Genomic DNA, 13723 nt, shown 5'->3' on the forward strand with positions numbered 1-13723 from the left:
ACCGCCCAGGAGACCAGTATGCCCCGCCCCCCCGTAGATTCCACCGGCCGACGCGTGCCGCGCGCAGCCCTGCTGCTGCTGACGTTGACGCTAACCGCCTGCAACACCGCGCGCGACACCGACTCCTTGATGGCCGAAGCCCGGCAATATCGTGCCAAAGGCGAAACCAAGGCCGCCATCATCGAACTGAAAAATGCCCTGCAGAAGGCGCCCGACAATGCCCGCGCCCGCCTCTTGCTGGGGGAGGTCTATATTGAATCGGGCGATACCGCGTCGGCCGAAAAAGAAATGCGCAAGGCCGGGGAGCTGGGCATCGGGGACGTGGAACTCATGCCGCGCCTGGGCAAGGTGATGCTGATGCAGGGGCAATTCAAGAAACTTATCGACGACGTCAAGCCGGACCCGGCCAGCCCGCACCAGACGGAACTGCTGGTATTGCGCGCCAACGCGTATCTGGGCCTGGGCGAGACGGCGCAGGCCCAGGCACTGTTCGACGAGTTGCTGGTGAAAAACCCGGATCTGCCCGAAGCCATGCTGGGCCTGGCAAAGATCGCCGCCTTGTCGCAACACCTGGACCTTGCCACCCAAACTATCGAACGCGCCCTGGCCAAGCATCCCGACAATATCGAGTGCCTGCGCTTCAAGGGCGACTTATTGCGCCTGCAGGGAAAAGACGCGGCGGCCCTGCTGGCATACAAGCAAATTCTGACCTTGCAGCCGAACAATACCCAAGCCCATATCGACAGCGCCACCCTCCTGATCCAGGCCAAGAAGCTGGCCGAGGCCCGATCCGAGATCGACGCCGCCCGCAAGAACGCGCCGGGCACCCTGCCGGTGATCTACACCCAGGCCTTGCTCGACTTTCAGGACGCGAGATATCCGGCGGCCCGCGATGCCTTGCAGCAGATATTGCGAGTGATGCCCGAGCACATGCCCAGCATCCTGTTGATGGGTTCCGTGCAATTGGCCATGGGCTCGTATCTGGAAGCCGAATTATCGATGCGCAAATTTCTCGACGCAAATCCGCGCCATGTCTACGCCAGCAAGCGCCTGGCCGGACTCCTTTTGAAGGGCGGCAAGGCCGACGATGCCATCGCCGTGCTGGACCCGCTGCTGGAGGCGAATCGAACGGACGTGGAGCTGCTGGCCCTGGCGGGACAGGCGCAGATGCAGGCCAGGCATTTCGCCAAGGCGGCCGACTACTTCCAGGCGGCGAGCGACCTCGCACCGCAAACGGCCAGCTTGCACACGTCGCTGGGATTGAGCCGCCTGGGCGCCGGGGAATCGGCACGCGCAGTCGGCGAGCTGGAACAGGCAACCGCCCTGGACGACAAGAGCGGCCGGGCCGGCATCCTGCTGGCGATGACCCACTTGCGCAACAAGGAATACGACAAGGCACTTCTGGCGGTTGAGGCAATGGAACGGCGCGACGGCAAGAATCCGCTGGTGAAAAACATGAAAGGCGGCATCCTGCTGTCCAAAAACGACCTGGCCGGTGCGCGCGCCGGCTTCGAGCAGGCGCTGGTGCTGGACCCGGCCTATCTGCCGGCCCTGGAAAATCTGGCGCAAATGGACTTGGCGGAAAAAAAGCCTGAACGGGCGCGCCAGCGCTACGAAGCTGCGCTCGCCAAGGACAAGAAGAACGTGGGCCTGATGACGGCATTGGCCAAGCTTGCCTTCGCACAGAACAACAACGCGGAAGCGGTGCGCTGGCTGGAACGCGCCACCAGCGAACGTCCCGACGCCCTGACGCCGGCATTGCTGTTGGCGAATCTTTACCAGCGTTCCGGCGAAAAGGAAAAATCGCTGAAGCTGGCGCAAGCGCTGCAGACGGCGCATCCGAACAATCCCGACACGCTCGCGCTGCTGGCACGGATCCAGATCGCGAACGGCAACTACGAAGCCGGGCTGGAAAGCTATACCAGGCTGGCCGAACTGCAACCTGCGTCGGCCGCCGTGCAACTGAGCATCGCCTATGCCCAGGTCGCGCTCAAGGACAAGGACGGCGCCCTCGCTTCGGTCAAGAAAGCATTGCGGTTGAAGGAAGACTGGTTCGAAGCCCAGGTCCTCGCGGCGACCTTATTAGTGGAAAGTAAAAGCTACCCGGAAGCGCTGGCCATCGCCCAGACCGTACAGCGCCAGCGGGCCGATCTGCCAGCCGGGCTGACGCTGGAGGGCGACATCTGGATGGCCCAGCATAAACCGCAAGAGGCGCTGCAGGCCTACGAGCGGGCATTTAAGATGAGCAAGTTGGCGCCCCTGGCGATCAAGATCCACCAAGCCCTGCTTCTGGCGGGCAAAACCAAGGAAGCGGACCTTCAAGCCGGCCAGTGGTTGCAGCAGCACCCGACCGATCTCAGCGTCCGGCTCTACCTTGCCAGCGCCAATTTGGCGGACGGACGATATAAGCCGGCGATCAGCTTGTTCGAGGCCGTCATCCGGCAAGACCCGAAAAATGTCGTGGCGCTGAACAACCTGGCCTGGGCCTACCAGCACGAGAAGGATGAACGGGCCCTGGCGACCGCCGAACGGGCTTACCAACTGGCCGGCACCAGCCCCGGCATTCTTGATACCCTGGGCTGGATATTGCTCGAGAAAGGCGATACGGCCCGCGCCCTGCCCCTGCTTCAAAAAGCCAGGGCGCTGGCGCCCGATGCGACCGAAATCGGCTACCACCTCGGCCTGGGCCTGATGAAGTCGGGCGACAAGCGCGCCGCGCGCACCCAATTCGAACAGCTGCTGGCCGCCAACAAGGACTTCCCGAAGCGTCCCGAAGTGAAGGCGATGCTGGAATCCTTGTAACTACACTCCGGGGTACTGTCGGCTTTTTTTACATCTTTGCGCGAAGAGCCGAAAATATTCCGGAAATTTTTGAAAAACTGTTTTAAAACAGCCACTTAGAAACCCTTCCAAACATGGCGTGGCATTTGCTTAGTAGTGGATAGCTGGCTGGTTCCAACCGGCCGGCAAGGTATCGAAACCCACACCGTTGCGTAGCGACTCTCCATTCATCTAGGAAGGAAACAAAATGAAAAAACTTACCATTCTCAGCGCTCTGCTGGGAGCGCTCTTTTCGGTCGGCGCGGCCCAGGCTACAACGCTGGACACCACCAGCGCCGCCAACGTGCTAATTTCCGGCAATCCGGGAGAGGCTCTAGGCGGTGACGGCATTCTGCAAAATTTCACGGGCATCGACTGGCATCAAAACGGCGCGGGCCTGGTTCAGGGCTTTACGCTCACCCCGGCTAACAATGCCGGCGATTTCGCCGATTTCACCCTGACGTACCAAGCATTCGCCGCAGCCATCGGCACCACGTCGGCCACGCCGGATCTGCGTGTAGCCCCGCCCGGTCCCGCAGTCGGTACCTATGAGCTGACGACGATCGCCACCTTGCATGAGCGGGCCACTTGCCTTAACGCCGGTTGCTCCACGGTTGCGATCACCTTCACTCCCGCCACCAGCAGCAACTGGACGGTTTATTTCGATAACACGCCCGATGCCAATCAAGCGGCCGGAACCGGATTCACGGATGGCGCGGTGATGCTGTCGGGTAGCTGGGATTCGGAGCTGTCGACCTTCCTGGCGACCGGCACGTCCGGCACCCCCGGCGCCACCGGCGTTGGCTCGGCCACCTTGGTCGGCACCGTGTTGTTTACCAATGCGGCCTATGTTTCGCCAGCCCTGGCCGGCACCCGCTTCGACACGACGCTGCAATTCCCCGGACCGGACGCACCTGGCTTCACGCGTCCGCTCCTGGTCAATGGCATCGCCACCGGTCCGAATACCGACTCGCAATTCGTGTTGAATGTGGATGGTGGCCAGCAGTTCACGCCCGTGCCTGAGCCAGCCACCCTGGCGCTGGTTGCCGCAGGCATCTTCGGCATGGGCTCGTTCGGCCGCCGGCGCGAAAAACAAAAATAGTCCGTGGTCCGGGCTTGCAATCGAAGGCCGGTGCGCTGGGGCGCACCGGCTTTTTTTTTCATGCCCGGCCTGTCTCTATTTCAGGCGGCGCGCCGGGCTGCCTCCCCATATTTCGCCGCTCCCGATGTGCGTGCCTTTGACGACCAGCGAATTGGCCGCCACGATCGAGTTGTCGCCTATCGTCACGCCGGACAAGACGACCGCATGGGCGCCTATCGTCACATGGTCGCCTATCGTAATCAGATAGTGGCCCAAGGTATCGCCCTCGATCACATGCGGCACCAGCAAGGCCGTTTCGCCGACCACGCTGTTGGCGCCTATCGTCACAAACGACGGATCGTAGATGATGCCCGAACTGTAGGTGTTGTCGCCCAGGCGCGCGCCCAGTCCAAGATAGATCAGCCGCATGATAGGGATCGGAATAATTCCGCCGCGTATCAGGGAATTAAAAAGTATCAGGTAAAACAAGACATACACCTGATAGATGAATTCCTGCCTGGAGCCGAACTCGATATTTCCTTCGTGTAGAGGCAGCGCCCACATGAAAATACGAAATATGAGCATGCCGTACAGGTAGACCAGGACCACGGCTGCCGCGCTGACGGCCACGCCCCTGAAATCGCCCAGGCGGGGAATGCTTCCCACGCCGCAGTAGGCGCTCAGCAGCGAGAGCATCAATACCAGCGCCAGCATGGACAGGAAAACGACTATGGCGGACGGTCTGATTTTTCGCATGAAAAACTCCCTATAAGAGCATCGATTATAGGAAAAGGGAGGTCTTACAGTCGCGGAATTGAAAACGAAAAAGCCGCTGATCCCTGACGGTATCAACGGCTTCGAATTTGGTTGCGGGGACAGGATTTGAACCTGTGACCTTCGGGTTATGAGCCCGACGAGCTGCCAGACTGCTCCACCCCGCGTCTGATGTAATCATTATAGGGCAAATTCGCATGTTAGGCAATATTAATCCCGAAATCGTCTGCGATAGTCCGAATAAATGCAGTTACCTATAAGCATAGGCCATGCCGCGCCGGCGCCAATCGGTGTAAAGTAGCCAAAGTGAGTACCCATACCGACTTGAGCTACCTATGAAATTCTGTTCCGAATGCGCCTCCCCCGTCAGCCTGGCCATACCTGCCGGCGACAACCGCCCCCGCTACGTGTGCGGCCAGTGCGCCACCATCCATTACCAGAACCCGAAAATGGTCCTCGGCTCGATCCCCGTGTGGGAACGCGACGGCGAACTGAAAGTGTTGCTGTGCAAGCGCGCGATCGAGCCGCGCCACGGTTACTGGACCCTGCCGGCCGGCTTCATGGAAAACAATGAAACCACCAGCGAAGCGGCAATCCGCGAAACCCAGGAAGAAGCCGGCGCCAACATCGCGCTGGGCAATCTGTTCACGCTGCTGAACGTGGCGCGCGTGCACCAGGTCCACATGTTTTACCTGGCCACCCTGCTCGACCTCGATTTCGCGCCCGGCGAGGAAAGCCTGGAAGTGCAGCTGTTCTCGGAGGCGGAAATCCCGTGGGACGACCTGGCCTTCCCGACCATCCGCACCACGCTGGAACTGTTCTTCGCCGACCGCGTCAAAATGCGGGAGGGCGGCAGCTACGGCTTCCACACCCAGGACATCACCCGTCCCATGCGTACGGATCTTTAACCTACTTGACGCGGTAATATGATCCCATGGCTCGATCCCGACAGTCCCTTCCCGGACGTCAGTGAGGCGCTGACCATCGACGCACCCGGCCTGCTGGCGGCCGGCGCCGACCTGTCGCCGCAACGCCTGCTGACGGCGTATAAGCACGGCATCTTCCCCTGGTTTTCCGAAGGCCAGCCCATCCTGTGGTGGAGCACCGATCCGCGCATGGTGCTGATGACGGACAACTTCCGCATCTCGGACAGCCTGAGGAAAACCCTGCGCAAGGTCGAACGCGAGATGAGCGCCGGCGGCCGCTGGCAGGTGCGCTTCGACAGCGCCTTCGAACAGGTGATGCGGGCCTGCGCCGCGCCGCGCCGGGACGGCCCCGGCACCTGGATCTCGGAAGACATCATCGCCGGCTATACCGGCCTGCACCGCCTCGGCTACGCCCACTCGTCCGAGCTGTGGCTGGACGGCCAGCTGGTCGGCGGCGCCTACGGCGTATCGATCGGCGGGATGTTCTACGGCGAATCGATGTTCGCCCGCGTCACCGACGGTTCCAAGATCGCGCTGGCCTACCTGGTGCGCTTCCTGCGCAGCCACGGGGTAAAGATGATCGATTGCCAACAGGAGACCGGCCACCTGGCCTCGCTGGGCGCCTCGCCCATCCCGCGCGCGCAATTCCTGGCGCATCTGCGCAACAGTATTGAATTGCCGCAGATCACCTTGTGGGAACCCATTGCACCGCTGGCTGCGGACAGTTAAGCTAAAGGTGACAAGCGCTGTCCTGGACTAAGCGCTATGATTGGGACTCAGAAGAAGAAGAGGTTTCAAAATGACCGTGGCGTCGTTGCGGCTCCTAGCCGTGCAGGCGCACTGTCTTCGTCGCCGCGCCTAGCCACGCTCATTTTGAAACGTCTTCTAAACAAACCGCCCTCGATAGGACGTGCATGACGCACCTGAACGATCTGCCTTTCGCGACGCTGCAGTTTTATACCACGGCGCCTTATCCCTGCAGCTACCTGGACGCGCGCCAGGCGCGCTCGCAGGTGGCTACGCCGTCGCACCTGATCAACGCCGACGTCTATTCGGAGCTGGTCAAGAACGGCTTCCGCCGCAGCGGCATCTTTACTTATCGGCCATATTGCGACGGTTGCCAGGCCTGCATCCCTGTGCGGGTGGTCGCCGACCAGTTCAAGCCCAGCCGGGGCCAGCGCCGCGCCTGGGTCAGGCATGGCCACCTGATGGCGGGCGTGGCCACGCTGTCGTTCTCCGACGAGCACTACGACCTCTACCTGCGCTACCAGAGCAAGCGCCACGCCGGCGGCGGCATGGACCAGGACAGCCGCGACCAGTACGCGCAATTCCTGCTGCAAAGCCGCGTCAACACCCGGCTGGTCGAGTTCCGCGAGCCGGACGGCACGCTGCGCATGGTCAGCATCATCGACGTGCTGTCGGACGGGCTGTCGTCGGTCTACACCTTCTTCGATCCCGACGTCGAGGGCGCCTCGTTCGGCACCTTCAACGTGCTGTGGCAGATCGCCCAGGCGCGCGAGCTGCAGCTGCCCTATGTGTACCTGGGCTACTGGATCAAAGAAAGTCCGAAGATGTCCTACAAGACCAACTTCAAACCGCTGGAGGCGCGCATCAAGGGCACGTGGAGCGTGCTGGACGCCTGATAAAATACGGGGAACTATAACCAGAGCTCCCCCATGTCCGAAAAACTCCTGTACTCGCTGGCCCGTCCGCTGCTGTTCTCGATGGACGCCGAAGCCGCCCACCATTTCACCCTCCCCGCACTGAAACGCGCCGCCGCGCTGGGCCTGACCAGGCTGGCCGGCCAGCCCAAGGCCGATCCGCGCACCGTGATGGGCATTACGTTTAAAAATCCGGTCGGCCTGGCGGCAGGCCTCGACAAGGACGGCGCCTACATCGACGCGCTGGCCGACCTGGGCTTCGGCTCGATCGAAGTGGGCACCGTGACGCCGCGCGCACAGCCGGGCAATCCCAAGCCGCGCATGTTCCGCCTGCCGCAGGCGAAGGCCATCATCAACCGCATGGGCTTCAACAACGGCGGCGTCGACGCGTTTGTCGCCAACGTGCAGTCGTCGCGCTTCTACCAGGACAAGGCCGGGGTGCTGGGCCTGAACATCGGCAAGAACGCCGACACGCCGATCGAGCGCGCCACCGACGACTACCTGCACTGCCTGGAAAAAGTCTACCCCTACGCCAGCTACGTGACGGTCAACATCTCGTCGCCGAACACCAAGAACCTGCGCCAGCTGCAGGGCGGCTCGGAACTGGACGGCCTGCTCGGCACCTTGAAGGAGGCCCAGCTGCGCCTGGCCGACCAGCACAAGCGCTACGTGCCGCTGGCGTTGAAGATCGCGCCGGACATGGACGGCGACCAGGTCAAGAACATCGCCGACGCGCTGCTGCGCCACAAGATCGACGGCGTCATCGCCACCAACACCACCTTGAGCCGCGACGCCGTCGCCGGCATGCCGCACGGCGCCGAAGCGGGCGGGCTGTCGGGCGCGCCGGTGTTCGAGTTGTCCAACACCGTGATCCGCCTGCTAAAGGCCGAGCTGGGCGACGCGCTGCCGATCATCGGCGTCGGCGGCATCATGCGCGGCGCGGACGCCAAAGTAAAAATGGAGTGCGGCGCGCAGCTGGTGCAGCTGTACAGCGGCCTGATCTACGCCGGCCCGGCGCTGATACGCGATTGCGCCGACGCGATCCGCTTGAAATAAGGAAGCAGCATGCAGAAGATACAACTTGGCTCGAGCTCGCTCAACGTCAGCCGGATCTGCCTGGGCACGATGACCTTCGGCGAGCAAAATACCGAAGCGGACGCCCACAGCCAGCTGGACTACGCGCTGGAGCGCGGCATCAACTTCATCGACACGGCGGAAATGTACCCGGTGATGCCGCGCCCGGCCACGCAGGGCGCGACCGAGCGCTTCATCGGCGGTTGGCTGAAGAAGACCGGCGCGCGCGACAAGGTGGTCATCGCCACCAAGGCGGCCGGACCGAATCCCAACATCAGCTGGGTGCGCGGAGGCAAGCAGAACTTCGACGCGGCCAACCTGAGCGCGGCGGTCGACACCAGTTTGCAGCGGCTGCAGACCGACCATATCGATTTATACCAATTGCACTGGCCCAGCCGCAACGTGCCCATCTTCGGCGCCAACGCCTTCAATCCCAAGCTGGAGCGCGACTGCGTGCCGGTGGAGGAAACGCTGGCCGCGCTGGGCGAGCTGATCAAGGAAGGCAAGATCGGCGCGATTGGCGTGTCGAACGAATCGTGCTGGGGCGTGAACGAGTTCATCAAGCAATCCGAGATAAAGGGCCTGCCGCGCATCGCCACCATCCAGAACCTGTACAACCTGACGGCGCGGCACTACGAGACCAGCCTGCTGGACGAGACCTGCTACCGCGAGAACGTCAGTCTGCTGGCCTACAGCCCGCTGGCGTTCGGCCAGTTGACCGCCAAGTACCACGACGACGCCAAGGCGCACGGCCGGCTGACGATCTTCCCGCCGACGTGGAGCCCGCGCTATCTGCGGCCGGCGGTGCTGGAAGCGGTGGCGCGCTATGCGAAGCTGGCGCGCGACCACGGCATCACGCCGACGCAACTGGCGCTGGCGTGGTGCTACTCGCGCTGGTTCGTGGCCTCGACCATCATCGGCGCCACCACCCTGGCGCAGCTGAAGGAAAACATCGACGCCTACGAACTGCAACTGCCGGCGGAAGTGCTGGCGCAGGTGGACGCCATCCACGCCAGCATCACCAACCCCGGCCAGTAAATCCGGGGTCAGATCCGAAAATTGGACACGAACTCCGCCGTAGCGGCCGCTACGGCGGAGTTCGTGTCCAATTTTCGGATCTGACCCCAGTTTTAACGCCAGCCGCCGGCGGCGTCCAGCAGCGAGCCGGTGATCCAGCCGGCGTCGTCGGAGGCGAGGAAGGCGACGGCTTTGGCGATGTCGGCCGGCGTGCCCAGGCGACCCAGCGGCGTCTGGGCGATCATCATGTCCGACAGGTCGCCTTTCATGCCGGCCGCGTTGAAACCTTCGGTATCGGTCGCGCCGGGATTGACAGCGTTGACGCGGATCTTGCGGCCGCCCAGCTCTTTCGCCAGCCCGCGCGTGATGGTGTTCACCGCGCCCTTGGTGGCGGTGTAGACCGAGGCCCCCGGCAGCGGCAACTCCCCCACCACCGAACCGATGTTGACGATGCTGCCGCCTTCGGCAGGGAACATCGCCACGGCCGCTTTGCTGGACAGCAGCAGCCCCGTCACGTTGATGTCGAACATGCTGCGCACGCTTTCCTCCGTCACCGTCTCCAATCCGCCGAACGCATACACGCCGGCGTTGTTGACCAGGATGTCCAGGCGGCCATACGCGGTGCGCGCGGCCGCGAACAGCTTGTCGATATCCGCCTGCATGGCGACGTTGGCCTTGACTGCGATGGCCTTGCCGCCGGCGACGATGATCTCCGCCACCACCTTGGCCGCATCCTGCTCGCTGGACGCGTAATTCACCACCACCGACGCGCCCTGCGCCGCCAATTCCCTGGCGATGCCCGCGCCGATGCCCTTCGATGCGCCGGTGACCACAGCGACTTTACCTGCCAGTTTTTTCTGAGACATGATGATTTCCTTTAAATTGGCCAGCGGAATGCTTGCCGATGAAGTGATCATCTCTCATGCATAAATCCTGCGGTAGCCACTGAAATCGTCTATGATTTATTCACTTAGTGGATTAATCACATGAATGACCATCTCTTCACCCTCCGCTTGTTTGTCCGCGTCGCCCGCAAGGGCAGTTTTTCGGCCGCCGGCCGCGAACTCCACATTCCGCAGCCAACCGTCTCGCGCCTGATCGCCAACCTGGAAAAACACATCGGCGCCGCGCTGCTGGTGCGCACCACCCGCGCCGTCACGCTGACCGAGGCCGGCATCGACTTCCTGGCCCGCATAGAACCGGTGCTAGCGGCATTGGACGAGGCGGAGCAGGCCGCGCGCGGCACCGGCGAGCTACGCGGCCTGCTGCGCGTCGGCGTGTCCTCCAGCTTCGCCATCCGCGGCGTGATGCCCAAGCTGCCCGGCTTCCTGCAGCGCCATCCTGAACTGCGCGTGGAACTGCTGCTGGACGACCTGCGCCAGGACCTGGTCACCGAAGGCGTCGACGTCGGCCTGCGTTTCGGCTCCCTGCCCGATTCGACCGCCGTGGCGCAGCGCCTCGGTGCCGTGCCGCGCGTGATCGCCGCCTCGCCCGCCTATCTGGCCGGCGCCGGCACGCCACAAACGCCGTCCGACCTGGCGCGGCATTCGATCATCGCCGGCCCCGGCCGGCTGGCCGCGCCGTGGAAGTTCACCAGGGACGGCAAGACGCAGTCGGTGCGCGTGGACGGCCAGCTGTCGGTGTCGGTCAACGAGGTGTCGACGGCCGCGGCGGTGGCCGGCATCGGCATCGCCTCGATGAGCCTGGGCGCCTGCCTGAAGGAGCTCGGCGACGGCACGCTGGTGCGCGTGCTGCCCGACTGGGACATGGGCGCCATCGAGCTGCATGCCGTGTTCGCCGCCGGCCGCGCCGCCAAACCGGCCGCGCGCGCGTTTGCCGACTTCTATGCCGGCAACCTGCAGCACATGGGAATTCAATAAAGTTGTTGTTTCCTGCACGTTATCCAGTTCTTGAATATCATTAGACGCAACCATTCGTGGGCAGCAGGTTTGCGCACTGATAAGCTCAAGTCATCACTAACCAGAGAGACCGCCACATGAGTTCACGCCACATCGCTCGTCCCCTGCTGCTCAGCAGCCTGATCGCCTCCATTTTCACCCCCGCCTTTGCCCAACAAGCCGTCGCCGACGGCGAGCTACAGTCGGTGGTCGTCACCGGCACCTATGCGAAGAACCGCCGCACCGTCGATTCGGAATCGCCGATCGACATCATCGGCGCGCGCGAGCTGCAGGCCAGCGGCTCGACCGAGCTGGCCACCGTGCTGGGCCGCCTGCTGCCGTCGATGAATTTCCCGCGCCCTTCCGGCGCCGACGCCAGCGATGCCGTGCGTCCGGCCCAGCTGCGCGGCCTGTCGCCGGACCAGACGCTGGTGCTGGTCAATGGCAAGCGCCGCCACACGTCGGCGGTGGTCAACGTCAACGGCACCCAGGGCCGCGGCTCGGCGCCGGTGGACTTGAACGCGATCCCGCTGTCGGCCATCGACCACATCGAAGTGCTGCGCGATGGCGCTGCGGCACAGTACGGCTCGGACGCGATCGCCGGCGTCATCAACATCATCCTGAAAAAAGGCGCGGGCGGCGGCGAAGTCGAAGTCGGCTTCGGCGAATACCAGAAGCGCGACGGCAAGCAGAAAACAGTGCGCGGCTCGACCGGCTTCAACCTGGGCGACCAGGGCTGGGTGCGCGTCGCCGTCGAGGCGGCCGACCGCGATCCGACCAACCGCGCCGGACCGGACTTCCGCAATCCGGCCGAACCGCGCTACGGCAAGGTCAACCAACGCTTCGGCGATCCTGAAACCAAGCCGCGCACGCTGTTCGTCAACAGCCAGTACCGCGTCAACGACGACATCGACTGGTACGCCTTCGCCAACTACGGCCAGCGCGACACCTCGGCCGCCGCCACCTGGCGCACCGCGCTGAACGGCACGGCGCAGCGCACGCCGCTGTTCCCGGAAGGCTTCCTGCCGCTGGAGAACAGCACATCGACCGACCAGTCGCTGGTGACCGGCCTACGCGGCGAAGCGGCCGGCTGGCGTTGGGACGCGAGCCTGAACTACGGCAGCAACGAGTTCAAGCTGGACCTGGACCACACCGTCAACCAGACGCTGGGCGCGGCCAGCCCGACCCACTTCTACGCGGGCAAGCTGACCAACACGCAGCAGCTGTTCAACTTCGACGTCGCCAGGGAATTCCCGGTGCAGGCCTTCAGCGGCCCGCTGACGGTGGCGCTGGGTGTCGAGGCACGCCACGAGGAATATAAAATCGGCGCCGGCGACGAGGCGTCTTACACCGGCACCGGCGCCCAGGGCTTCTCCGGCTTCCGCCCGGTGAACGCCGGCAGCAACAGCCGCCACAACGAATCGATCTACGCCAACTTCGAAGCCGAGATCACCAGGCAGTTCTCGGCGTCGGCTGCGCTGCGCCATGAGCGCTACAGCGATTTCGGCAACACCACCTCGGCCAAGGGCTCGGCGCGCTATGCGTTCTCGCCCGAAGTGTCGCTGCGCGGCACGGCATCGTCCGGCTTCCGCGCGCCGTCGCTGGCGCAGCAGTTCTACACCATCACCACCACCAATTTCTCGGTGGTCAACGGCGTCAATACGCCGATAGAAACCGGCACCTTCGCGGTCGGCAGCGCCGCCGCGGCGGCGCTGGGCGCGACCCCGCTGAAGGCCGAGAAAGCCCGCAACTACAGCCTCGGCCTGCAGCTGTCGCCCACCCGCAACTGGAACACCACGGTCGACGCCTACCGCATCGACATCGACGACCGCATCGCGCTGTCGGCCAACATGACGCTGTCGCCGGCGCTGCAGACGGCGCTGGCCAAGCAGGGCATCCTGGTGGGCGCCGGCCGCTACTTCACCAACGCCATCGACACCCGCACCACCGGCGTCGACGTGGTCAGCACCTATCGCTGGGATACCTCGAGCGGCCGCTACGATTTCACCGCGGCCTACAACCACAACAAGAATTCGCTGGAGCACGTCAACGACAATCCGGCCATCCTGACCGCCAACGGCCTGACCCTGATCGACCGCCAGACCATCAACCGCATCACCGTCGGCTCACCCAAGGACAAGTTCAGCCTGGCGACCGACTGGACGCTGGGCCAGTGGGGGGCGCGCGGCGTGGTGACGCGCTACGGCAGCTTCACCGTGCCGCAGAACAACGCGACGCTGGACCAGGTCTACGATCCGCAATGGGTGCTGGACCTGTCGGGCAGCGTCAAGCTGGGCAAGAACTGGCGCCTGAGCGCCGGCATCGACAACGTGACCAACCGTTATCCGGACCAGGTCACGTCGGCGGGCAACCTCAACAACAACGGCATCAATCCGTACAGCGGCTTCGCGCCGAACGGCTTCAACGGACGCTACTACTACGCCAAGGCCGGCTACAGCTGGTAATGGCCGG

At 63.6% G+C, this 13723-nt stretch carries 11 protein-coding genes and 1 tRNA gene; 9 read left to right on the forward strand and 3 right to left on the reverse strand.

What is annotated here, in order from left to right; translation table 11 throughout:
* Positions 1-18: 18 nt before the first annotated feature.
* Positions 19-2802 carry an XrtA/PEP-CTERM system TPR-repeat protein PrsT gene (gene prsT, locus ACSQ3S_RS27205; RefSeq protein WP_436144323.1) on the forward strand — a complete coding sequence of 928 codons (2784 nt, stop codon included), beginning with the start codon at positions 19-21 and terminating at the stop codon, positions 2800-2802.
* Positions 2803-3028: 226 nt separating this feature from the next.
* Complete coding sequence (gene pepA, locus ACSQ3S_RS27210) at positions 3029-3922, forward strand: flocculation-associated PEP-CTERM protein PepA (RefSeq protein ID WP_176654132.1); 894 nt, start codon at positions 3029-3031, stop codon at positions 3920-3922.
* Positions 3923-3997: 75 nt separating this feature from the next.
* On the opposite strand, the gene ACSQ3S_RS27215 is transcribed toward pepA, so the two are convergent.
* The gene (locus tag ACSQ3S_RS27215; protein WP_176654131.1) at positions 3998-4657 is read right to left on the reverse strand and encodes a DapH/DapD/GlmU-related protein; all 660 of its coding nucleotides are present in this window, start codon (positions 4655-4657) and stop codon (positions 3998-4000) included.
* 108 nt (positions 4658-4765) lie between these two features.
* Positions 4766-4842, reverse strand: a tRNA-Met gene (locus ACSQ3S_RS27220).
* Positions 4843-5010: 168 nt separating this feature from the next.
* On the opposite strand from ACSQ3S_RS27220, the gene ACSQ3S_RS27225 reads away from it, so the two are divergent.
* From ACSQ3S_RS27225 to ACSQ3S_RS27245, 5 genes are all read left to right on the forward strand, one after another.
* A complete protein-coding gene (locus tag ACSQ3S_RS27225; protein ID WP_176654130.1) occupies positions 5011-5583 on the forward strand; it encodes an NUDIX hydrolase in 573 nt (190 codons plus the stop codon).
* Between the two features lie 18 nt (positions 5584-5601).
* On the forward strand, positions 5602-6330 hold the full coding sequence (gene aat, locus ACSQ3S_RS27230) for a leucyl/phenylalanyl-tRNA--protein transferase (protein ID WP_176654129.1): 729 nt from the start codon (positions 5602-5604) through the stop codon (positions 6328-6330).
* Between the two features lie 185 nt (positions 6331-6515).
* Positions 6516-7244: an arginyltransferase gene (locus tag ACSQ3S_RS27235; RefSeq protein WP_176654128.1), complete on the forward strand. Its 729-nt coding sequence runs from the start codon at positions 6516-6518 to the stop codon at positions 7242-7244.
* Between the two features lie 33 nt (positions 7245-7277).
* Complete coding sequence (locus ACSQ3S_RS27240; protein ID WP_353403252.1) at positions 7278-8318, forward strand: quinone-dependent dihydroorotate dehydrogenase; 1041 nt, start codon at positions 7278-7280, stop codon at positions 8316-8318.
* 9 nt (positions 8319-8327) lie between these two features.
* Positions 8328-9374, forward strand: coding sequence for an aldo/keto reductase (locus tag ACSQ3S_RS27245; RefSeq protein WP_436144324.1), 1047 nt, complete (start codon positions 8328-8330; stop codon positions 9372-9374).
* 92 nt (positions 9375-9466) lie between these two features.
* Here ACSQ3S_RS27245 and ACSQ3S_RS27250 read toward each other — a convergent pair whose 3' ends face one another.
* On the reverse strand, positions 9467-10219 hold the full coding sequence (locus ACSQ3S_RS27250; protein ID WP_413448452.1) for an SDR family NAD(P)-dependent oxidoreductase: 753 nt from the start codon (positions 10217-10219) through the stop codon (positions 9467-9469).
* Positions 10220-10339: 120 nt separating this feature from the next.
* Between ACSQ3S_RS27250 and ACSQ3S_RS27255 the strand changes: the two genes are divergently transcribed.
* Both ACSQ3S_RS27255 and ACSQ3S_RS27260 read left to right on the forward strand, forming a co-directional pair.
* On the forward strand, positions 10340-11233 hold the full coding sequence (locus ACSQ3S_RS27255; protein WP_176654124.1) for a LysR family transcriptional regulator: 894 nt from the start codon (positions 10340-10342) through the stop codon (positions 11231-11233).
* A gap of 116 nt (positions 11234-11349) precedes the next feature.
* Positions 11350-13716, forward strand: coding sequence for a TonB-dependent receptor plug domain-containing protein (locus ACSQ3S_RS27260; protein ID WP_436144325.1), 2367 nt, complete (start codon positions 11350-11352; stop codon positions 13714-13716).
* Positions 13717-13723 lie beyond the last annotated feature (7 nt).

Source organism: Duganella sp. LjRoot269 (assembly GCF_964254095.1).
GTDB lineage: Bacteria > Pseudomonadota > Gammaproteobacteria > Burkholderiales > Burkholderiaceae_D > Rugamonas > Rugamonas hordei.

What these genes read in the sequence shown, in the direction of transcription:
- prsT (WP_436144323.1), top strand. Translation starts at nt 19, where the DNA reads ATGCCCCGCCCCCCCGTAGATTCCACCGGCCGACGCGTGCCGCGCGCA.
- pepA (WP_176654132.1), top strand. Translation starts at nt 3,029, where the DNA reads ATGAAAAAACTTACCATTCTCAGCGCTCTGCTGGGAGCGCTCTTTTCG.
- ACSQ3S_RS27215 (WP_176654131.1), bottom strand. Translation starts at nt 4,657, where the DNA reads ATGCGAAAAATCAGACCGTCCGCCATAGTCGTTTTCCTGTCCATGCTG.
- ACSQ3S_RS27225 (WP_176654130.1), top strand. Translation starts at nt 5,011, where the DNA reads ATGAAATTCTGTTCCGAATGCGCCTCCCCCGTCAGCCTGGCCATACCT.
- aat (WP_176654129.1), top strand. Translation starts at nt 5,602, where the DNA reads ATGATCCCATGGCTCGATCCCGACAGTCCCTTCCCGGACGTCAGTGAG.
- ACSQ3S_RS27235 (WP_176654128.1), top strand. Translation starts at nt 6,516, where the DNA reads ATGACGCACCTGAACGATCTGCCTTTCGCGACGCTGCAGTTTTATACC.
- ACSQ3S_RS27240 (WP_353403252.1), top strand. Translation starts at nt 7,278, where the DNA reads ATGTCCGAAAAACTCCTGTACTCGCTGGCCCGTCCGCTGCTGTTCTCG.
- ACSQ3S_RS27245 (WP_436144324.1), top strand. Translation starts at nt 8,328, where the DNA reads ATGCAGAAGATACAACTTGGCTCGAGCTCGCTCAACGTCAGCCGGATC.
- ACSQ3S_RS27250 (WP_413448452.1), bottom strand. Translation starts at nt 10,219, where the DNA reads ATGTCTCAGAAAAAACTGGCAGGTAAAGTCGCTGTGGTCACCGGCGCA.
- ACSQ3S_RS27255 (WP_176654124.1), top strand. Translation starts at nt 10,340, where the DNA reads ATGAATGACCATCTCTTCACCCTCCGCTTGTTTGTCCGCGTCGCCCGC.
- ACSQ3S_RS27260 (WP_436144325.1), top strand. Translation starts at nt 11,350, where the DNA reads ATGAGTTCACGCCACATCGCTCGTCCCCTGCTGCTCAGCAGCCTGATC.